We start from the raw sequence: 21636 nt of genomic DNA on the forward strand, positions 1-21636 counted from the left end.
ACTCCTCTCTTTCCTCGTTTATCGTCCAGTACTTTTAAGGATATAAACTGATGCCCGTGCACCTTTCCTATGTTTTTGTGGTTTTAATTTGGTCAACGACGCCATTGACTATTGTTTGGAGCAGCGCGACTATGGCGCCAACTACCAGTGTTTTGCTGCGAATGGTACTTGCACTTGTTTTGGTTGCGCTAATCATGGCTTGTACCAGAATTAGAATGCAGTGGAGTAAAAAAGCCTGGTTGTTATATGCATACTCGGGTGGCGGGATTTTAGTGGGCATGCTGTTTGCCTACATGGCGTCGCAATCAGTTCCTTCTGGGGTTATTTCATTAGTGTTTGGTCTGGCCCCCATTATTTCAGGTGTGCTTGCGCAAAAGTTATTGGGAGAAGAAAAGTTCTCTCTAGTGAAAAAAAGCGCGTTAGCATTGGCAATGCTTGGTATGGTGATGGTGTGCTATGCCCAATTGCAGCAGCTCAATTTAGATCCTATTGGCTTAGTTTATGTATTATGTGCGGTGTTCAACTTTAGTTTGAGCGGTGTGCTTATTAAGCGAGTTAAAATTGCTATTCACCCAATGGCAACAACGTTTGGCTCATTACTCATCGCGACACCTGGCTTTGCATTGGTATGGTTTTTGGCAGGCGCTCCCTTTGCGGTTGAAGCTTGGAGTGTAAAGTCTATGTGGTCGACGCTTTATCTGGGTGTGTTTGGCTCTTTACTTGGATTTCTGGCTTACTTTCATATACTGCAGCATATGAAAGCGAGCACAGTTGCGTTGACGACATTAATTACACCCGGATTTGCAATGACGCTAGGAGCTTTAGTCAATGGTGAGCAAATAACTTTGTTGCTATTTATTGGGGCAGTTACAATTATTTTAAGCTTGGCAATGTACCAATTTGGTGGGCTTTTGATAGGGCGAACACAAAATCAAGTTAACCATCAATAATTTAAGCATGATGTTATAAGCCTCGATTTTAAGCGTTATTTAGATATCAACATACAGAATTCGGTTTTATAACCAAGAGCGATAAATTAACTTTGTTATAAAACCGTTACGTTGGTAAGTTGACTGTTTCGCAACCACAAATTAAATTTATTCACGATATAGAGAAATAACAGGTTTAATTAACATCCTAGTTTGTGGTAAAAATAGTTACATTGGTGAAAATTATAATTATAAGCTTAGGGACAATGAAATTAGCATTCCAAGATTTTCAATTTGATAGTCAAGCATTGACGCTCTCAAAGGATGGCCGAAAGATTTCTTTGAAAGAAAAACCTGCACAGATTCTCGCGCTGCTAGTAACGCAACCAGAAAAAATCCATAGCAAAGGGGAGATCCTCGAAGAAGTATGGCCTGGAAGAACGGTTACTGAGCAAGTTGTATTTCAAAACATAGGCCATTTACGCGCACTGTTTGGGGATGATGCAATTAAAACGTTTTCAAAAAAAGGGTACCAATGGCAGCTCCCACTTGCTGCGGTGACTGAAGAAAATGAGCCTGCAAAAACACCTGAGCAAACCCTAAACCCTGAATCTAATCCAACGGAACTGCCTGCGAATACACCACAAGCAGATACTGTGGTAGCAAGTAAACCTTCAAGCTTGCCATGGCCAATCGTTGCTCCTATTTTAGTTGCCGCTGCTGCAATTGTTGGTTATTTAGCGCTTACTTGATCAGGTTACTTGTTAGAAGTCTAAATATTGGTGTTGTAATTAACGCAATCGAGCATTGCATTATTTGTCAAAATTTTAGCCGTGACACAGATTATCTATGTGATATTATTTTTTTCATGGCTTAAAGTACTACTAAAGAGGGGACTTTAGCTTATTTTCGCTATCCAAAAGTAGGTAGTAATTTCCTAAATAAGGGCAAGTTTGTCCTGTTGTTAGCGATATTGTTAGGTTAGCTTAAGTGCTATTTGACATATAAGGAGTATTATTTGACTACGATAGCGTATCATCACCCTACACAAACAATCTGCGTCGACAGTTTAACTTCAACCGCTAAAACCATTGTTACCCACCATGCGCAAAAATGTCAGCCAGTTCACGATGGTTATGTTTTTGCTACCGGTAATTGTGCAGAAATCTACCATTTATTAAGTAACTGGCGAAAAAACTGTTTTGAGGCGATTGAGTGCACTTTTTTATTTATTGATAAAAAAGATAAGGTTTATTACGGCGAAATTAGGCATGGTAAACGTTTCATTGAGCCTTTGGAGGTAAACTGGGCTATCGGCTCAGGCGCAAACTGGGCTATCGCAGCAATGGATTTTGGTAAAAGTGCGTTTGAGGCTGTGCAATATGCCTGTAGAAGAGATAAATCTACTGGGGGCAGAATACATAGCTTTTGCATTAAAAGTAAATCAAAGTGGATGAAAGAAGCTTTAGCTCACTAGTGGTTTTGAAATTTGCATCAAAGGGTTAATTCCTAGAATATATTAAGTGTTCCCCATGATTATTTAATCAGAGCAAATTACATGACAACTTTATACATTACAGGCGCTGGTGTGAGTGCTGAAAGTGGTATTCCTACATTTCGCGGCGAAGATGGTTTTTGGACTATTGGCAGCAGAAACTATACACCTCAGCAAATGGCCACTCGAGCCATGTATATGGATAACCCTCTGCAATTTCTCAAATGGTATTATCATCGTTTTGTAACTTACCGGCACCATGGCCCTAACTCTGTCCACCAATGGCTAGCAGATAAAAACCTAATCACACAAAATATTGATGGTTTAGATGGTAAAGCGGGCAATACGGACTTTATTTCTATTCATGGTCGAATTGATAAGATGACTATTTTTCATGAGCAGGGAGAAATAGTACCAATAGAAAGTGCGCCATGGGGCCAAGTGGATGAAAATAATTTAACTTCTTCGTTACTCGAGTTGTTTAAAATACCGCATATTGGCCCGCAACTTAACGTTTCTTATAAGCCTCATGTTCTGTTGTTTGACGAATTTTATACTGAACTTTATGGTATTGATACGGCACAAAAGCGTATGTGGGATGCGACAAAAATGGTGTTTATGGGGACGTCATTTAGCGTCAACATTACCCAAATGGCTTTAGATGTCGCGAGGCACAAAGAGATACCTGTTGAAGTTGTTGATCCATCTCCTGCGCACATTCTGTATGATAATGTGCAGTATTTTCCTATGACGGCGAAGGAATATATCGACTATGTTGAGCAAACCAACACTTGACCAAATTGTTGAGCTAAGAACGGAGCGTCTCAGGCTGCGCCAGTGGTGTGGAGCCGACAAAGAGTTGTTTGCAAAGATGAGTTCAGACCCAGAAGTGATGCGTTATTTCCCAGCGCTTCTATCTTCAAAAGAAAGTGATCTATTAGCGGAAAAGATAACTGCGCTTATTGCCGAAAATGGTTATGGCTTTTGGGCTGTGACTTTGCGCAATGATAAATTGCCAGAAGAGTTTATTGGTTTTGTAGGGTTGCATTGGCAAACCCAAGTAAATCCAAGCCAGCCTTTTATGGAGATTGGTTGGAGGCTTGCTCGTCGTTACTGGAGGAGTGGATATGCTTATGAAGCAGCGCAGAAAGCGCTCTCCTTTGCATTTGAAACTCTCAAGTTAAATGAGGTTTATGCTTTTACTGCACTTTCTAATCTCCCTTCTCAAAAACTGATGAAGCGCTTGGGCATGAAAAACATGGAGCGAGATTTTCTACACCCCAGTTTGCCCACAGGCCACCCGTTGCAAGCCCACTGCTTATATAAGGTCACTGCAAGTGAAGTGACCTAAAAGCCTAGTGTAAATGATGTAGTGACTCCACCGGAGTTTGGTAGTAACTCGCTATCACAAGTAATGTCTGAGAGTCTTTGTCACACGATAATTTTTCCAAGGCTGACTTTACGTGATGAATATTACGTGCGTCAGGCTGCGAATTGTCTGCTCTTTGTGCTTCAATTAGTGCAAACAGAGCTGTGAGTTCGTGTTCAGGCAGTGGGCTATTGTTGAGGTTATAAATGAAATAGCACTCAATTGGCGTGAAGTTATTTTGATTGCGGACACGCAACGCTTTAACTAGCGATTCATTGCGTTCGAACAAAAGTAGTGAGCGTATGAAATTAAACGGTGGTAGAGGTTGTTCTGGGTTGGCAAATAAAGCATGGAGGAAAGTATTGCCTTGATGATTGGTTTTTGCAAAAGTTTCACTCGCTTGTAATGCAGGCATAAAAAAAGTAATTCGCTCACTATTGTTTAAGCCCGCAATTACGCCAGTTGGCAAGCCATGTGCTGCAATACATTGTGCAGCAATATTCTGATAATGCTCGTAATTACTAGGTTGTGACTGTGCGGTTTCGAAACAGAATTTTAGTTGCGCGGCTTGGGCTAAATCTTCATGCTTTGCATAGGCATGACGGATTTTGTCTAAGTCTTTGCTACGGATAGCCAAAATAAAATCAGCAATTGCTTGTTCTTGTAGACTCTTGCCTTGTTGCGTCGATGTCATAGCCCAGTCCTCTTTCTTTTAAATACACAGGTCTATTGTATATCAATCACTTGAGATAGCGTTAAAAATAGTTTGCTCATGTCCTTTGCCTTGAAAGTAGACAAGCCGCCCCCAGTTATTAGACAGGTTAACTATGTGCTCTGAAAGGGGATTCAAATGAGCTGGCAAATTGTCGTGTATACTGTATTGGCAATTGTAATATTGGCATTTCCATTATGTAAGGCAGTCAAATGGGCTAAAAAAATGCCTAAAGGGGCCTTTTTGTTTATGGCGTTGATGCCGCTTATTTCACTGTTTCCAATACCGACTCCTCAGTTTAAAAATTTAGAGCGGGCAAAACAAACACAGCGTAAAAAACAAAAACAAGATGACCAGTGATGCATTGTTCATAGCTGTTTGAGCAATATAAAGAAATAAGAAGAGGGTGGCGATGGCTGGAGAAATGAATCTATCAATATTAATTTCGTGTATGGAACCTGTACTACTTCAAGCTGAGTACGCATTTGTCGTGGTCGACGAAGCTGTTTTTAGTACTTTGCCTTTGCACCAAATAAAAGGCTTTTTTAGAGAGAAAGAGGGTATCACGGTTATTATAGAGCAACAGCATGCGACTGCTTTGGGGCTAATGTATGAAGGAAACTATCGCTGTCTAACTTTAAATGTACATTCCAGCTTGGAGGCTGTTGGTTTAACCGCTGCTTTTTCTAATGCATTAGGAGATAAAAATATCAGTGCGAATGTGGTTGCAGGCTATTATCATGATCATATTTTCGTACCTAGTCGTGATGCGGAAAATGCACTTAAATGCCTAGAAGCGCTAGCGCTTAGCCATCAGGAACAGTAGCGGTAAGGGCACATATTGTGCCCCGCTTAAGCGTATTTAAAGTAGCAAACTCTAAAAATAATAAGACAATGAAAGCTCTATAAAATCCTCATCTTTCAATAAAAATAGTGGCGAGTTAGACTGATCGCTGGCAAACGCCCAAGCATCTACTTGCCATTTCCAATTTTCACCAACCCGTCCAGAAGCTTCAAGCTTGGCCGAAAAAGTATGCTGGGAGTCTAAATCTTGGCTCAATCCGAACAGTATTTCATATCCATCCATATCATTGAATGCGAGCCGCCAACCGACAAAGAGGTCATTTTGATTAAATGCACTATCTCGTTCATCAAAGCTGTACTCGGCTATCCATCCTAGGTCCATAACCGTGTCAAAAATCCCTACCTGAGTGTATTCAAACCCTGTGGTCATCGCAAAGTAAGTTTCGAGACTGTCCCTATGAATAGCTTCGAGTTTTAACAGCCAATCCCCAAAGACGCCTTGGATATCTGTACCCAGCTGCCACATCTGAGCGTAAAATGGGGTAATACCATTTGGTCTTTGTTGTAAATATGGCTCTCGGTTTGTGCCATCAAAGTAACTTAAACCAATGTCCCAATCTTCTAAGGTATGGCTATAGCGCATTGCCAAGTCTAAGGTGTTATGCTCTTTACTAGACTCAAATTGCGCATCCAATAATGGCAATGGAAACGCGAGTCTACCCTCAGTGCTGGGTAATGTGCGCTCTCTAAAATAAGGCAGTATCCAAAAGTCAAATGTGCCAATTTCTTTTACGGCTTTGAACTGTGCCATAGGTTGGCCCAATTTATCCTCTCCATCAAACCCTTCAACGGAATCGGTTTGATTGATAACATCTACAAGGTGTTGTGACTCAGTCACCCCCCAAAAGACTTTATCTATGCCAATTTTAAATTCATAGTCGTCCCAATAGGTGAGATAAGATAGTTCTCGTATATCCCAGTGTGTTCGCTCCTTATCATGGCTATCAACGCGCCCAAACAATTTAACTGATGTTAAACTTGAGTCGGTTACCTTTTGCCATAAAGGCTCAATCATCACAGAGCCTTGCCAATGCTTGGGCGCGTTCTCAGAATGAGGCTTTTTTTGGAAAAACCCCCGTTGCTGAACTTGGGCTTCGCCACTGTGTTGCCATGGTTCTGCATGGGCTGATTGACTCAAAGCAAGTAAAGTGGCGCCACCGCACAATGCAGTCAGTTTCATCTTTACCTCGCTCGTTTTAGGCTGGCTTTATTAAAGTCGTTAACTTGAAGGCCAGTTTTAAACACCAGTTTTGTGGTGGTGAGCGTTGTTGCTTTTTGAGTCTGAACATTGTTCATGACTAAGGTATTGGCGCGCCAAATCTTATCAAGGTACTTTTGGTAGCCTTTTAGTTCTAATGTTTTTAGCAGCGCATTTTTTCTATCGTAGAACTCTACTTTCAATGGTTGATAGTGAGATTTTGCTAACCAAACTCGCTGTTTTGTATAGCCCGAATATCGGTCGACAGGTACTTGTTCGACCAAATATACACTTTGGCCATCCAACGTGGTTTCTTCTATAAAGTTAAAAGTATACTTTTCTAGCTCAAACGAACTGAGGTCTTCATAAGCAAATTCGCTACCCATAAATGGCCCTGATTTATTGCGCGAAGCTATGCGTTTTACGCGTTTAAGCGCTGGTAAATATAGCCATTGATCATCAGGTTTTACAGCATGTGAGTGGTTTAAAAATGCAGTTCCTTTAACATCTCGAGGGGTATCAAAAATTGTCAGGCCTTTGTCACCATCGTTATTAACTTCTAATGATTTGATACGCAGTTTTCTGAGACTTGTGTCACCAGCTGCATTCTTTAACTCCATAGTGAGTGTGGCTTGTGAGTCTTGCCAACCGCTATCGGCTTGCTTACGAAGCTTGGCAAGTTCGAGCCCTTTCCCCTGATCTGCCAGCACACTAAATGCGCTAATCAAACTGAGGGTGACAAAGCTTGCCGTTAATGTTCTTTTTATTACCATTTTCATTGTCAATTCCTGTTCATATGTAGGGCATCGCAAACACAATGCAATGCCTTGTTTGTTATATAATTAACTGTTGGTTTGAGGGGTGTTTGTATCTATTGCAAGATGTGCTTCATTGGTGTTTTTAGCTTGAGCATATTGTTGTTTGTCGAACCAAAGTAAAACACATGGCAATAGAATAAAGTCGACGATCAGGGCTATAAAAATAACCAAAGCGCTGAGTTGTCCCATATCCGAATTAAGTCTAAAGTCAGATGTGCCAAGTAAAGCGAACCCAGCTACCAATACAGCGGAAGTGACAACCAGTGCTCGACCAACGGTGATAAATGCATAGCGGATCGCTTGCTGTGCATCTTGACCGAGCTTTCTAGCTCTTTGATATTTAGATAAAAAATGTACTGTGTCATCAACCACAATACCGAGCGTCAATGTAACAACGACGGAGAGACCGAGGTTTATTTCGCCACTGTATAAGCCCCAAATGCCAAACCCAATCACCGCAGGGATCATATTAGGGATCAAGCTAATAAGACCGAGCCTCAAAGAGCGCAATGAAAATACCAACAGCACCGAAATGAGCAGTAAGGCCATTGGCAAAGATTGCAGCATACTTTGCATATTGCGTTCACCTATATGAGCAAACATCAGAGTTGGGCTTGAAATCATGACGCTGTATTGCGGCGCGTTGTGCTCAAACCAGACTCGCAGCCGGCTCTCAAGCTCCACCATTTCTTTGCTGCCTAAGTTGTCAATCGTAAGCTGAAGTTTTAGTGATGATTTATCTAAATTAAGCTGGTTATTGAGATCTAGACCATAGGGTAGAGACATCTCATAAAGTAATAGGTATTGGGCCGATAGAGCCTGATCTTGAGGCAGGGCATAATACTGCGGATCATCGCCATGCATATTTTTATTCAGACGCTTTAGGGTATCTGCGAGGCTTTGCACATGGTGTATTTCTGGTTGTTCACGCATCCAGTCAGTTGCTTTGCCAAGCATGGTTACAAATTCAGGGCTACTGACCCCTTGCTCGTTGCCACTATCAATCGCTACACTCAGTGAACTCATTCCACTAATGTTCTCAGCCATGAAGTCAGCAGCTTGGCGGAATTCGTTCTGAGTAGAAAAATACTTAACGGCTTCGTCATTGATCTGGTTTTGGGTAATGCTGAATGCACTTCCAATGACCACCAATAATGCGCTTATCCCCAGCACTTTATTGTGATTGATAACCCACAAAGCAAAACGGTCATAGCGATCAGTGTTGTGTGTATTTGATTTGGGTTTGACTTTGAAAGGCAGAACACTGAGCATCGCGGGCAGCATCGTCAAGGAAAGTAGACCGGCTAAAAGAACACCCAATGCTGATAGGTTGCCCAAATCACGGATCACTGGAACATCTAAGCTATTCATTAAAATAAAGCCAAGCGCAGTGGTGATGGATGTAATCGTGATTGGCAGCCAATTTTGTTCTAGGCTTTTTGCGATAGCTTGTTGTTTGGTTTGGCCTTGGCGCATGTGATGTCGCACGCTGGCTAGCATGTGCACACAGTCGGCAACGGCAATTGTCAGTATCATAGTTGGGACATTGACGGTGGGGGTACTCAAGAAAAACCCAAACCATCCGGCAAGTCCTAACGTCGCTAGGACTGCACCTATGATAATAATTAGGGTATAAGCAACGGCGGCAATACTGCGCAGTGCAATACCTAAAAATATCATCACAAGCAACAACATTGCAGGAACTAGCGTGGCGAAATCATCTTGTGAAGAGAGCATAAAGGCGTAGTTCATAGCCACAATACCCGCTTGATGAAATTCTATATCGGGATGATTTGCTTGATAGGATGCAACTAGAGAGTTTACGTAGTCTTTCACCTCAACCATTTTTTCAGTGTTGTCTGCCTCGGGGAGTTGCACAGTGATATTGATGACAGCGACTTTGCCTGAATCTGAGACAAGAGACTGTCGAAGAGCGGGTTCACTTAATGCAACTTGCTTTACGTCAGCGATGTCATTTGCGGTAAAAGTCAGTTCAGGTGGTATCAAGTCGAGCACTATCAAATCATCTTGCTCTGCAAAGGTATGTTGGTAGTTTGCGATTGAATCTACTCTGCTTGAATACGGCACTTGCCATGCCTGCTCAGTGAGCTCTCTAATTAGACCTAAAGTTTGCGGTGTGAATATATCGCCTTGTTTTGGCGCCATGACTATAGAAATAAGGTCACTTTTATTAAATATCGACTCGATTTTCTGATATTCGTAAAGCTGTGTGTTGGTATCGTCAAAGAATATTTGGTAGTCACCTCTAAAGTAGAGATTCCCTGCGCCTATTGCCGCGGTGGCAATAAAGATCAAACATATTACTATCCAAGTTTTAGGGTAATTGAGAATACGCCTGTGCCATAGATCGTCCATAACAACTCCATAAAATGACGAAACGTCAATAACAGTTAAAAAAATCAGCATTAGCTGCTGATAAATTGATGAAACCTATTCTTTAAATTAAAAAAGGTGACGATTCGTCACATTAATTCCAAATAAAGCCCGCAAAAAAGCGGGCAAATTTAGTTTATATTAGCGGCCTATTTGTGCCAGATAGGCCGTTTCATCTGCAAAGATTGTTTGCTCAACCTCTCGCCAAACCTTTTTATAGTCTCTGCGGCTAGACAGCGGTTGCCAATTCATACCATCAAGTACGATATTAACGTTATATAGTACCGAGTAAGGGTCTTTTATACGTTCGATACATTGACTATTGGTGGCGTTATTAAGTAGTGCATTAGAACCAAAAGCAACTGCCCAGTTTGCAAATATTAATGCATCGGTACTGGCTGTTGGTGCAAGCTTTAAGTCTTCACCATCAATGGCATCGAGAATAAACTTGTCCGCTATCTCAATGAGCATTTCTTCTGCTAAATTTTGTTTTTCTATATTTTCGGCCGAACTTTTTTCTACGACCCATGGCGTTTTTGATGTCAATACACACATGAATAAGACCGGCTCTAGTCGTGAAAAAATTCGATAAGCAACATTTAATGCAACTACTTTATCACGACTGAGACCTTCGAATTCATAGGCTTTTCTATACATCTGAGCCAGCGTTTTTAAAGCTTCACAACTGATTGTTACAATCACATCCTCTTTACTGGCAAAGTGATTGTAGATAGTACCTTTTGAATAGCCACTTGCTGATGCCAATTTATCCATGGTAAAGCCGTGAAACCCTTCAGCCGAAATGATGTCCTTTGCAATGAGTATCAGCTCACGATGGCGCTCTGCAATGGCCATTTGCTTTTTACTCTTTTTAGGTTCCACTTCATTTTTGTTGATTTCACTGCCAAATTTAAACATTTCATCACTAAGTTGCTGTCATAATCTGTTGCTAGCATAACACATTTGTCCGCTGCACCCATAAAATCAGCAGCAAGTAATGATAGTGTTTTTGACTATTCGTCATGTTTTGACTTTTCGTCATTATAGGTTGATTTGATGATTGGTCAAGAAATAAATAGGGAGGTTTTTACATTGGGAAGGAAGTGAACAAAATAAAAGGCTGCTCTCACAGCCTCGCAAGTTGGGATATTACTCCATGGTCAATACTATTCGACCCTGAATTTCGTTGTGTTGCATTTGCTCAAATACTTGATTGATATTTTCTAATGGCTGGGTTTGAACAATCGCTTTGACTTTACCAGCAGCTGCAAAATCTAAACACTCGATGAGATCTTGGCGAGTGCCAACAATACTTCCAATCACACTAATGCCTTTTAATACCGTATCGAAAATGGGAATAGGCATATCATCGTTAGGCAGTCCAACTAAGATGCATTTACCACCACGTTTAACGCTGTGATAAGCACCCGAAAATGCAGCTTTAGACGCTGCAGTGCACACGACTGCTTGCACTCCCCCAAATTTGGTTTGAATCTGTTCTGCCGGGTTATGTTCATTATAGTCAATGCAGTAGTCTGCTCCGAGCTCTTTCGCGAGTGAAAGTTTGTGCTCGCCACTGTCAACTGCGATAACATTAAGTCCCATTGCTTTGGCATATTGAATGGCTAAGTGGCCGAGTCCACCTGCACCAACAATGGCAACCCATTGCCCAGGTTTGGCTTCACTGACTTTAAGCGCTTTATAAGTCGTGACACCGGCACAAAATAGTGGAGCGGCATCGACAAAGCTTAAGTTGTTGGGAATTTTTACGACATAGTCGGCGTTGGCTAGACAATACTCTGCGTAGCCACCATCTACAGAATAACCACTATTTTGTTGGTTGGGGCATAAGTTTTCATTGCCTTGAAGGCAGTGCTCACAGTGCCCACAGGCTGAATGAAGCCAGGGAATTCCGACCTTATCACCCAATGCAAGATGATTAACGTCATCTCCTTTCGCAACGATAGTACCAACACCCTCATGACCAGGAATTAAGGGAAGATTTGGTTTAACCGGCCAGTCTCCATGACAGGCGTGGAGATCGGTGTGGCATACGCCACAAGCGGCTACTTTTACTAAAATTGTACCGGGTTTCACTTCAGGCTGCGCGAGTGACTCAATACTCAGCGGTGCTTTAAATTGATGTGCTACGGCTGCTTTCATGTTTTTTCCTTAACAATTGAAACAGGAGTGATTGTGTTGTTCAGAGTTTATCGAGTCAGCGGCGAAGGTGATTGATCGGGCGCAAAGAAAGTGAAGTTGACGAAACTATTGAAAGCGAGTCTGATGAAGTGCGGCTATTGTGCCTGATTCATCGGGCGTGCCGGTGCGCATTATTTGTTTAATTAGATTGCTAAATAGTAACTGAAAGAGTAACATCGAGTGCGTTAAATACTCAGTATTTCATATGCTTCTACCCAGTCCCAACTCAGTAAATACCATAAAAAAGCGCTAACTTGCGCAAAAACGCGTGTGTTCGCGTTTCAAATTGGCTTAGTGTTGTAAAAATAAAAGGAAATTAAATGAAAGACCTAACCCAAGGGCCAATATACAAGCACCTTATCTCCATGAGCGTACCAGTACTTTTTGGTATGTTTGTACAAACTTTGTATTTTTTAGTTGACCTTTATTTTGTTGGCCAGCTTGGTGGGGCTGCACTGGCTGGTGTCAGTAGTGCCGGAGTGCTGTTTTTCTTTGTAATGGCGTTGACACAAGTGTTGAATGTGGGCGTTGGTACTTTGGTCTCTCATGCCGTTGGAAGAAAGGACAAGCAAGAAGCAAGTTTATTACTTAATCAGGGATTATTTATCAGTGCCATATGTATTGGAGCACTGTTAAGTTTGGCTGTTTTCGGGGGGAGTTGGTATTTTACTAATATTGCTCCCGATGAAGCGTCTCTTGCTGCGAGTTTGAGTTATTTTTATTGGTTTTTACCTGCTCTTTTAATTCAATTTCCCATGACGGTTATTATGGCCGCATTGCGTGGAGCAGGCGTGGTCAAGCAGCCGATGATGATCAGCATGTTGGCGCTGGCGATAAATACGGTGCTGTCGCCAATTCTCATTGCTGGTTGGGGCTTTGGTTTTGAAATGGGAGTCGCCGGAGCGGCTTTAGCTAGTTCTATTTCAGCGAGCATTGGTCTGGTGTTACTTGGCGCATATTTTAAAATGAGAGAGTCATACCTTACTTTCTCATTAAAGGGTTGTGTAGCGCACCCTGGTTGCATCAAAAAAATCATTAATTTAGGGCTTCCTGCCGGTGGAGAATCGTTATTAACCTTTATTTATATGTCACTCATTTATTGGGTTTTAAGTGATTTTGATGCGTCTGCTCAGGCAGGTTTTGGACTCGGTGCTAGGATTATGCAAGCGCTCTTCTTACCTGTGCTAGCAGTGGCCTTTGCTGCCCCAGCGATAGCGGGGCAAAACTTTGCTGCCGGCAACACTGAGCGCGTTTATCAAACTTATTATCAAAGTGCGATTCTTACCTGTGGTTTTATGTTGGTGATCAATGTCATTTGTGTTTTCAATGCAGAGTTATTTTTAGGACCCTTTTCAAGTGATCCAAGCGTAATTGAAGTTGCGAGTGTATTTTTAGGGTACGTATGTTTTAACTTTGTGCCAGCAGGTTATGTGTTAGCTGCATCGGGTATGTTCCAGGCCTTAGGAAATGCTTGGCCAGCATTGATAAGTACCGCTGTAAGGTTAAGCCTTTTCTCAATGTCTTTAATTGTGGTTGCGGTACAAGTTGATTTTAATATTGAGCAGATTTGGATGCTATCTGTTGCGACTGTTTATGTTCAAGCCATCGTTAGTTTTTGCTTATTGAGAAGGGAGCTTGAGAAGAAGCTAGCCAAGCAAACGCAGCCGTGTGAAAACGTTCAGGCGCAAACATCATAATCAAGCGCGCATGGTGCGCGCTTGATAGGTTACTTTCCTAGTTTGAAGAAGTGGCAGCCCCTCTTACCTGAAAGACAAATTCGCTGCCCTGACCAAGTCGGCTGTTTACTTTGATTTCTGACTTGATTAAATCGATGAGCCTTGCCGTTATGGCAAGCCCAAGGCCCGCATGTGACTTTTTGCAACCTTTGCTATTGCTTGCCTGATACCTGGCCTCAAAAATATATGGCAGCTCTTTTGGACTGATCCCAACGCCAGTGTCCTGAACTGCAATGTTGTATGCATTGTCAATGGCACAAATTGAAACACAAATACTGCCTTTGGCCGGCGTATGACGTAGCGCATTTTCGATTAAGTTGCTTAAAATGCGCTCTAACTTGCCAATGTCAGAGTATACAGTGAAGTCACACTCAACTGGAAAAACGCTTAAAGACACGTCTGCCTGCTGTGCCTTGAGGGCAAATTTAGCCATGATATCGTAGATAAGTTCGCCTAAATTAAAGACTTCAAAATTAACGTTGGATTGGCCTGATTCAAGGTGTGCAAGCTCAAATATTTGATCTATCAACCCCTTTAATTGATTACAGTTTTTTAAGGAAATAGCGAGGTACTCTTGCTCTTGGTGACCAGCGGGTGGACGCCTTTCTATCAGCTCAAGATAGCCCTGTAATGAAGCAAGCGGGGTACGCAAGTCATGGGATAGGTGTGCTAAGAGTTTACGGCGTTGCTCATCAATTGTTGTGAGTTGAGTCATTTGCTGATTAATGGTTTCAAGCATGCCATTGACGCTCTGTCCCACTTGATGAATCTCATTGCTGTGTGAGGGCCACTCTAGGGTTGGTACAGCTTTTATGTCAAAGTTGTTTTTTTCGACTTTACGAATAAATTCACCCAATTTTTTAAGGGGTTGCGTCATTGTTCGAAATAGCAGTAGTAAAGTGACGAAGAGCAGGGCAACCATAATAATAAGACCGGTCGTGTTTTTTACGAGTTGCTCTGAACTTTTAATTTGGGCGCTAATTGAGTCAGAAATTGAAGAGCCTATTATAACGTACAAATAACCTTGGAGCGTTTCTCCATTGTAGACTGGGGAGACTGAAAAAATTTTACTTTGCTCTATTGAGCGGGGGTCATCACCGTAAACAGGGAGCTTATTGGGCTCATTGATAAGCTGGATAAGTGGCCTTAGGTCGATAGCTTGGCGTTTCACTTCCCCTGGTTTTGCAGAGTAGGTGAGTAATTTACCGCTTGGGTCAACAAAGTAAAACTCAAAGGCAGGACCCAAAACCATCAAAGTATGGAATAGGTTTTCAAGCGCTTTGTAGTCATATACTCCTTGTTTTAACAGCGGATTATCTTGTGCTAAATGTTCTGCAAGACCAAGGTGCAATTGTTGCTCTGCCTGTGCTCTGGACACAGCAGAAAGGTTTTGTGACCAAAAAACAAAAGCCGATACGGTAATCATGAAGACACTGGTGATGACAATCGCAAGGCGATGATAAAGAGATAGTGTCATATTAGTTCCTGTTGTAATGGCTTTGAGTTTAACTTGTAGCCAACACCCCATACGGTTTCTATGATGGCCGTATCGGTCAATTTTTCCAATTTGGTTCGAATACGATTGATGTGAGAGTTTACCGTATGCTCGTAACCTAAATGGTCATAGCCCCAAACAGACTCCAATAATTGTGACCGTGAAAATACCTGATTTGGGTGTTTAGCAAAAAAGAGTAGTAGCTCAAATTCAGTGGCAGTTAAATCCAGTGGCTGTTTGTGTAGTGACACCTCATGGCTGTGAGGGTCGACATGTAAGTTTCCTACCACAATAGGGGCTGGTACGTCGCTGCTATTTTGCTGAGACTGCTGTGCTTGCAGTAGTTTTACATGCCTCAATTGTGCTTTGATACGGGCTTGAAATTCTCGATAGCTAAAAGGTTTGCAAATGTAGTCGTCTGCCCCCATTTCAAGGCCAATAATTCGGTCCATTTCGCTACTTTTAGAGGTAAGCATTACGACACTAATTTTTGGGTGCAGCGTTTTTATTTCACGACACAATGTCAGTCCATCAACACTCGGTAGCATAATGTCTAACAGTACAATGGCATAATTTTGACTGGTAAGCTGGGACATAACGCCCTCTCCACTTGCAAGGTGATCTACCTCGAGATCAAGCTCACTGACGTGAACACGCAACAGGTGTGCAATATCTAAATCATCTTCGACAATGAGTACCCTTTGATGCATATACTAACCTCCTGCCAACCAAAAATATGATTAGCATTTGCTCGCCCCAGCCACTCGCATTAGAGAGCCGAGGCGAGTAGGAGGCTATTTCATTCTAGTGATAGTGATCGCCATCAGTGGGTTGTCAAATTTGTGCTCGCTCGTTAATACAGAGCTAGACAAACCATCATCTTGACCAACAACACCCGGGTGCATCGCGACCTTGTTAATTGCCTCTCGCTGAGCGTTAAACCCTTCACCACCATCCGCAGGTCCTGGGATTGTGCCACTGGCTTCGGTATTGGCTTCTGTACCCGCATCATAAGCGTAAGTCACAAAGCGCATTTCTTCACCGACACTCATCGAAGAGACATCTAAGGCATTAAGACCGGTAAAACCGTCATTTGTATTCACCATCATGGTAATTACTGATAATTTTTGGTCTGCTAGCGATTCTTGGCTCAACGTTAGCTCGGCTTTTGCGCCCGGCGCGAGAGGGCTATCTGTTGATGCTTTAGTTTGGACCACATCTAACCCTAATAGCCCGCTGTTATCGCCACCTTCAGCTAATACTTCTAATGCTTCGCTGGCAGCTTCGCCCAATTGCCAAAATTGTCCTTCTTTGTGAAGTGCTACACCGATCGGTGAAAGCGGCTGAGCGTTAGTTAAATTTGTTGCAGTGATTTTAATCATCGCTTCAGTTGGCGTTGGTGTAGGGTCAACAACATTGGCTGGTGGATCATCATCGTCACTACACGCAGCCAAGGTTAGACAAGCCAGTGGAATTATTAATTTAGACAGTTTCATGATGCCCCCTTATTTAACCGTAACGGTAACTTTTGCAACAGGGTTTAACCAGCGATGTACGGTATTGTGTAGATCACTTTTACCACCAGTAGCCTCGTCATCGCCGAGGTTTCCGCGGTGAATGTGCACCATTTGATTTGTTTCTGTATTGGTTACGCCGCTACCTTGGGTGCCTGGTGCTTCACCTGGTGATGCAGGTATTCCCAAAGTTCCAGGAGCGCCTGAGCCATCAACAATTAGCTCATTGTTGGCTTCTGTGCCGGCATCGTAAGCGTTTAGATATACATGGTAAGTACCCGCTTCTGTTGGAATTTTCCAACTATTTAAACCGATAAAGCCGTCATTGGTTGGTAGCATCATCGCAACGATTGATAGTCTATCGTTACCATCACTGGTTTCCAGCGTTGCCATAGTGCTAGCAACTGGTGCAAGTAATCCACCCGCTGGGTTAGTGACAGTATTCGCACTGATGCCAGTTAAGATTTCGCTTAAACCATCTAAACTTCCGCCTTCAGCCATAGCTTGAAGCGCGTCAGAGGCTTTTTCACCCGTATTAAATAGCATGGCATCACTGGTGTGTGCCGTGACAAGAATTGGCGTAAAGTAAATGCCTTGCGTCAGGTTGGTGACTTTAACTTCCAGTGATGCAGCGTTGGCTGCACCTGATGCGAATAAAGATCCTGCGATGAGTGATAGTATGCGTGTTTTCATAATCTGCTCTTATTGTTTGGATTTGACGTAAGTAAGCATGCAAGTAAATTATTGTGAAACACTCTCTCAATTATCACGAAAGTATCACGATTGTGTCATTTTTTAGTTGCAGCGAAAAAAAGCCAGCACAAAGGGCTGGCAATCGGGCTAAAATTTGCCTGCTGGAGGCCAATCTGGGTTGCTGATCTCGTCTTCGCCGACAGCACTGTCGGCTTCTTTACTGATACTTAGCGGCGTATCTTCTTTGGGGATGCATACTTCCACCACGTAATTGGTGTCGTCATGGGTGCGGATCTCTTCCATTACACCTAACAGTTCCTCAACAGTGGAGACTTTTATTCCTTTGCCACCAAAGGCATCGGGTAACTTAGCGATTTGCCAATTTGGCAGATTGTTGTAGCTGTATACGTTGTTAAGTAGCTTGTCTTGATAGTCAACGGGTGGTTTTCTGAAGGGGTTGGGGTTTACCAAATACTGTTCAATACCATAAATGCCATTAGCCAAGACAAACACTACAGTGTTTTGACCGTAGGCATGTTGATCGGCCACTGCCTGGCAGGTTTCGTGAAAAGCACCATCACCGACAACGACGATAGAGCGCTTATCTGGAAAGGCGCATTTGACACCGGTGCCGGCTGGTACTGAGTAACCAATAGATAACCAAGCAGCCTGAGCAACAAAGCCATTTCTGGCCGGTACTTTGACGCTTTGAGCTCCAATTAACGGAAACCCAGCATCAACAATAAGTACGTCATCTTCAGTTAGCCAGCTACTCATAGCTGCAAAAAAGCTATCGTAGCCTAAATAACCGTCTGCTGTTTGCAAATTAGTCGGTTGTTGGGCTTTTCTAATGCCACTCAAATTAGCCGAGTTTTGTTTGGCAAGTTCGATAAATGCTTCGGTGAGGCAGAGCAAATAATCTTTAAGCATCACAGAGGGATAGAAACTCGCACCCACATAAACTCCTTGATGAGCTGCTAAAATAGTATTGCTTGAGCGGATGTCTTGATTGCCTGTATCTTTACCTGTGGTCCATGCGCCAACACCTACCAGCACGCCATCCTCACCCACTAATTGCTCGACTTCGCTCGGTGACATGGTGACACAACCTTCAAACCATGGGTGGGTTTCAGCAATCACTGATTTACTCAATGCAGATGTGACAAAGTGAATATGTCCATCAGGCATGCTGTGCTCTCGGTTGATAATTTCCAATAAGTTAAGGAACTCATCCTGCAGCCCTAAGCGTTGTAACTCAATCCCAGCCCAAAAAATACTTTTTGGTTTTGACAGCATGAGCTCTAAGGTAGCATGCGCCGCTTCTTTTGCGCAGCTTACTGTAAGCGTGTCGTTCTGACGCTCTCTGATCCTACCTTGTGGTCTTTGACAAGGGCTACGCCAAATGTCTTCGGTCACTTCAAAGTAGATTGGGCGTTGTTCACTCAGTAATGCTGTTAAAGCTGAGTCAATTTGAAATGGGGCTTGTAGCGCGTTGGTAACTCGTTCTGCGGCCACGGTGATGGGTCTAAACATGTGAATATCAACAAACTCGTAGCCGGTGGTGTGGGAGTACAACAACCCCGCACACTTGGAGACTTGATCTTCTTTATTGGTCGGTGCGCCGTTGATAAGGATCACAGGTACTTGCTCAACGTAAGAGCCTGCAATGGTATTAAGTAAGCTAAAGGCCCCTACACTGTAGGTAACATAGAGTGCACTGGGGCCTTTTAATCTAGCGTATGCATCAGCAGCAAAACCTGCACAGATCTCGTTGGCGTTACCTTTGATTGTGATTGGAGACTGGCTGTCAGCAAGAATGGTATCTAAAAGTCCAGCGGTATAATTGCCTGCCACGCCAAACATATGGTCGACGCCAATTTCTTCTAACCGGTCCTTAAAGTAATCTGCGACGGTATATTCTTTAAAACTTGTGGTCATAATTAATCTCACCTATTTCAGCAAGCGCAGCGACTAAACAGTGTTTAATCGCTGCAAAGGGTGATTGTCAGTGTTTATTTCACATCGAAGTAGCTTAGATTAACGCCGATGACGCTTTGCTCATCGTCAGCTTTCTCAATCGGCGCAGCACTGGCTGCAAAGTTGGTTTCAATATATTGATTGATAAGCTTGCTTGAGTTTTCTTCGTAGACCGCTTTAATTGCATCAGAAGAGGAAATATGGGTAGATTCGAAATAGGCCTGACTCAATGGTTTTAAGCCAAAGCCTTTTTCGAGTGCCAAGTCGGTAGAGCGCAGCGCACCCTCAACCCAGCCCTGATAATCGGAAAATGCTTCACCGCAAGTAAATAAGTTTGGTAGTGGTTCTGAGAGTGTCGCCATGACTTCTTTGTCATTTGCGCCAACAGCCCACTGGTGCACACCATAACCAAATTGACGGTTTGCTGGAATATCAAATTTCACGCTGCCTTCCCAAATACGCGCACTGGTTAATACTGGTGCTGGTACGTAATGAGTATTAAAAATATCTTTAAAGAAACGTGTTGCCTGCTCAACCACCGCGGTAGATGCGGGGTAAATATCATCTGGTACATTTTCTACGTAGTGATCTTGTTTAGGGTTGTGATAAGTTTCACCAATATTTTGTAAATTGCTCCAGAAGTTGATGTTGAGGTAGTCACAGTAAATGGTCAGTGCCGCAGGGCGTTCATATTTGTCGTTGCCTATTCGCTCCAATTTTGCTTCCACTGCGTCAGATGGGTGTGTGGTGCGCTCTTCGTACATAAGTGCCGCAGCGAGCTCTTCATTTACAGCATAAAATGGATAAACAGAGCCTGTAGGTAAGTCCGCAAAGTTAGGCCCAAACTCTACAGCGGGACGACCTGTGGTGCCGCGCCCCCACCAAGCTGAATCATAATAAAGATTGATCTTGAGTAGAGGTTGGTTGCTTGCTGATTGCAGTGTATTCCAAAGTAGTTCAGAGCGATCTTGATCAAGGCGGTTAATTACATTAGACCGTACAAAAAGTTTTTCAAGCGCCAATCTAGGTAGGCCTAAGATCACTTTTTCGGCTTTGACTAATCCCTTGTGAATTTTGCCATGGGCATCGATGTGTGCATAACTCAACTCATATAAACCTGACTCTTCATTGAAATCTATTTCTTCAATGGTAGTTTGCAAGTGAATATTGTTTGTGCCTACCTCTTCAACTAACTTGTTAGGCAATGTGCTGAAACCATCTTTAAAGGTCTTGAACTTAACACCCGCAGGAAAGTCTTCTAGCAATTGATAGGCAACGCCTGCATTCATTTGCGACAGGAATGTACCATTGAAACCCAAGACACGATAGAGCATGGTAATGCACTCTTGCGAGTAACCCATATCGGTGTATAGGTCCCATAGAGTCCACTGATTGAGCCCTTGACCTTTCCACTGGCACTCTAGCCTAAAATCTTGCCAAAATTGTGGCCCTCTCACTTTAGGGCGTTGTTGGAACTGTGGGTTTGCTTCCAAAATGCGGTTAAATACCACATTGACGATGTCCTTTGGATTCACACCTTGCTCAGATTGATCTAGGTTGTATAGATGTGACCAGATTGCATAATCGTCTTGTTGTGCATCTGAAACACTAAAGCTTTCGCCTCTAAAAAATAAGCGATTATTGCCACCGCTATTCATCGGAAATGGAACGATATCGTCTTGCAAGTTCAGTTTTAAAAATAGCGCCATCAAATCGTCCATACCATCAAACAAGAAGCGCATACCGCCTTGTTCTTCTTTTACCGTGATGGTTTTAGGTTCATCAGAGCGAAGGTTTTTAAATTCAATGAGATCTGAATCCAAGCGACCGCCAGTTCTATCAGAACGTTCGAAGATGGCTAAATCTTGGCAGTTTGCTTCTTGTTGTAATCTCCATGCGCTGTAAAGCCCTGACATACCTGCGCCCACAATGGCGACTTTAACTTGAGAGGGAAGCTGCTTATCCGTTATTTCTTTTCCAAAAGTATAATGTGTCATCGTTATTCCTTAGCCTTGATGGTTAAGTCTACTTTGACAGACGACTACTCCTATAAAACCACTACTGCGACTGTGCTGCAAAGCAGATGATTAAATCTGCAGTTGTTTATAAATGATCGTTATTTTTCTGGTTGCTAAGTATGAGCAAAATAAACTAACAGCCAGAAAACACCTCATTAAATGTAGCACATAGGTTAATTTATTTTCGCCATAATGTTTTGAAATGAAAAAATCGCAATGGTA

20 protein-coding genes are annotated in these 21636 nt (G+C 42.7%); 8 read left to right on the forward strand and 12 right to left on the reverse strand.

Annotated elements, in window-relative coordinates:
- The first annotated feature begins 50 nt into the window (after nucleotides 1-50).
- The 5 genes from N475_RS12670 to N475_RS12690 all read left to right on the forward strand — a co-directional run bounded on the left by N475_RS12670 (nucleotide 51) and on the right by N475_RS12690 (nucleotide 3775).
- The gene (locus tag N475_RS12670; RefSeq protein WP_063365383.1) at nucleotides 51-950 is read left to right on the forward strand and encodes a DMT family transporter; all 900 of its coding nucleotides are present in this window, start codon (nucleotides 51-53) and stop codon (nucleotides 948-950) included.
- Between the two features lie 245 nt (nucleotides 951-1195).
- Nucleotides 1196-1681 (forward strand): winged helix-turn-helix domain-containing protein, encoded by a 486-nt coding sequence (locus N475_RS12675; protein ID WP_063359665.1) that lies wholly within the window; start codon nucleotides 1196-1198, stop codon nucleotides 1679-1681.
- Nucleotides 1682-1947: 266 nt separating this feature from the next.
- The gene (locus N475_RS12680; protein WP_063359666.1) at nucleotides 1948-2406 is read left to right on the forward strand and encodes a hypothetical protein; all 459 of its coding nucleotides are present in this window, start codon (nucleotides 1948-1950) and stop codon (nucleotides 2404-2406) included.
- Nucleotides 2407-2487: 81 nt separating this feature from the next.
- Complete coding sequence (locus N475_RS12685; protein WP_063365384.1) at nucleotides 2488-3219, forward strand: SIR2 family NAD-dependent protein deacylase; 732 nt, start codon at nucleotides 2488-2490, stop codon at nucleotides 3217-3219.
- Nucleotides 3197-3775: a GNAT family N-acetyltransferase gene (locus tag N475_RS12690; protein WP_081232425.1), complete on the forward strand. Its 579-nt coding sequence runs from the start codon at nucleotides 3197-3199 to the stop codon at nucleotides 3773-3775. The genes N475_RS12685 and N475_RS12690 overlap by 23 nt, the downstream gene beginning before the upstream one ends.
- Nucleotides 3776-3779: 4 nt before the next feature.
- On the opposite strand, the gene N475_RS12695 is transcribed toward N475_RS12690, so the two are convergent.
- Nucleotides 3780-4487: a hypothetical protein gene (locus N475_RS12695; protein ID WP_063359668.1), complete on the reverse strand. Its 708-nt coding sequence runs from the start codon at nucleotides 4485-4487 to the stop codon at nucleotides 3780-3782.
- Nucleotides 4488-4643: 156 nt separating this feature from the next.
- Here N475_RS12695 and N475_RS12700 point away from each other — a divergent pair, with 156 nt between their 5' ends.
- Together N475_RS12700 and N475_RS12705 are read left to right on the forward strand one after the other, a co-directional pair.
- Nucleotides 4644-4865 carry a hypothetical protein gene (locus N475_RS12700; protein ID WP_063365385.1) on the forward strand — a complete coding sequence of 74 codons (222 nt, stop codon included), beginning with the start codon at nucleotides 4644-4646 and terminating at the stop codon, nucleotides 4863-4865.
- 64 nt (nucleotides 4866-4929) lie between these two features.
- On the forward strand, nucleotides 4930-5331 hold the full coding sequence (locus N475_RS12705; RefSeq protein WP_231102551.1) for an ACT domain-containing protein: 402 nt from the start codon (nucleotides 4930-4932) through the stop codon (nucleotides 5329-5331).
- Between the two features lie 51 nt (nucleotides 5332-5382).
- Here N475_RS12705 and N475_RS12710 read toward each other — a convergent pair whose 3' ends face one another.
- The 5 genes from N475_RS12710 to adhP form a co-directional block, all read right to left on the reverse strand.
- Nucleotides 5383-6549 carry a hypothetical protein gene (locus N475_RS12710; RefSeq protein ID WP_063365386.1) on the reverse strand — a complete coding sequence of 389 codons (1167 nt, stop codon included), beginning with the start codon at nucleotides 6547-6549 and terminating at the stop codon, nucleotides 5383-5385.
- Nucleotides 6550-6551: 2 nt separating this feature from the next.
- Nucleotides 6552-7340, reverse strand: coding sequence for an outer membrane lipoprotein-sorting protein (locus N475_RS12715; RefSeq protein WP_405127419.1), 789 nt, complete (start codon nucleotides 7338-7340; stop codon nucleotides 6552-6554).
- Nucleotides 7341-7409: 69 nt separating this feature from the next.
- Complete coding sequence (locus N475_RS12720) at nucleotides 7410-9761, reverse strand: efflux RND transporter permease subunit (RefSeq protein ID WP_063359673.1); 2352 nt, start codon at nucleotides 9759-9761, stop codon at nucleotides 7410-7412.
- 159 nt (nucleotides 9762-9920) lie between these two features.
- The gene (locus N475_RS12725) at nucleotides 9921-10697 is read right to left on the reverse strand and encodes a TetR/AcrR family transcriptional regulator (RefSeq protein WP_063365388.1); all 777 of its coding nucleotides are present in this window, start codon (nucleotides 10695-10697) and stop codon (nucleotides 9921-9923) included.
- A 231-nt stretch (nucleotides 10698-10928) separates the two neighbouring features.
- Nucleotides 10929-11942 (reverse strand): alcohol dehydrogenase AdhP, encoded by a 1014-nt coding sequence (gene adhP, locus N475_RS12730; protein WP_063365389.1) that lies wholly within the window; start codon nucleotides 11940-11942, stop codon nucleotides 10929-10931.
- 359 nt (nucleotides 11943-12301) lie between these two features.
- Here adhP and N475_RS12735 point away from each other — a divergent pair, with 359 nt between their 5' ends.
- Nucleotides 12302-13678: an MATE family efflux transporter gene (locus N475_RS12735; RefSeq protein WP_081232426.1), complete on the forward strand. Its 1377-nt coding sequence runs from the start codon at nucleotides 12302-12304 to the stop codon at nucleotides 13676-13678.
- Nucleotides 13679-13715: 37 nt separating this feature from the next.
- On the opposite strand, the gene N475_RS12740 is transcribed toward N475_RS12735, so the two are convergent.
- From N475_RS12740 to N475_RS12765, 6 genes are all read right to left on the reverse strand, one after another.
- Nucleotides 13716-15194, reverse strand: coding sequence for a HAMP domain-containing sensor histidine kinase (locus tag N475_RS12740; RefSeq protein WP_063359676.1), 1479 nt, complete (start codon nucleotides 15192-15194; stop codon nucleotides 13716-13718).
- Nucleotides 15191-15922: a response regulator transcription factor gene (locus N475_RS12745; protein ID WP_063365390.1), complete on the reverse strand. Its 732-nt coding sequence runs from the start codon at nucleotides 15920-15922 to the stop codon at nucleotides 15191-15193. The genes N475_RS12740 and N475_RS12745 overlap by 4 nt, the downstream gene beginning before the upstream one ends.
- An 84-nt stretch (nucleotides 15923-16006) precedes the next feature.
- Nucleotides 16007-16708 carry a spondin domain-containing protein gene (locus N475_RS12750; RefSeq protein ID WP_063359678.1) on the reverse strand — a complete coding sequence of 234 codons (702 nt, stop codon included), beginning with the start codon at nucleotides 16706-16708 and terminating at the stop codon, nucleotides 16007-16009.
- A 9-nt stretch (nucleotides 16709-16717) separates the two neighbouring features.
- Nucleotides 16718-17419, reverse strand: a complete 702-nt coding sequence (locus N475_RS12755) for a spondin domain-containing protein (RefSeq protein WP_063359679.1) — start codon at nucleotides 17417-17419, stop codon at nucleotides 16718-16720.
- Between the two features lie 147 nt (nucleotides 17420-17566).
- The gene (locus tag N475_RS12760) at nucleotides 17567-19357 is read right to left on the reverse strand and encodes an alpha-keto acid decarboxylase family protein (RefSeq protein ID WP_063359680.1); all 1791 of its coding nucleotides are present in this window, start codon (nucleotides 19355-19357) and stop codon (nucleotides 17567-17569) included.
- 74 nt (nucleotides 19358-19431) lie between these two features.
- Nucleotides 19432-21393, reverse strand: a complete 1962-nt coding sequence (locus N475_RS12765) for an FAD-dependent L-amino acid oxidase (protein WP_063359681.1) — start codon at nucleotides 21391-21393, stop codon at nucleotides 19432-19434.
- Between the last annotated feature and the right edge of the window lie 243 nt (nucleotides 21394-21636).

The sequence above is a fragment of the Pseudoalteromonas luteoviolacea DSM 6061 genome, from assembly GCF_001625655.1.
Classification (GTDB): Bacteria; Pseudomonadota; Gammaproteobacteria; order Enterobacterales; family Alteromonadaceae; genus Pseudoalteromonas; species Pseudoalteromonas luteoviolacea.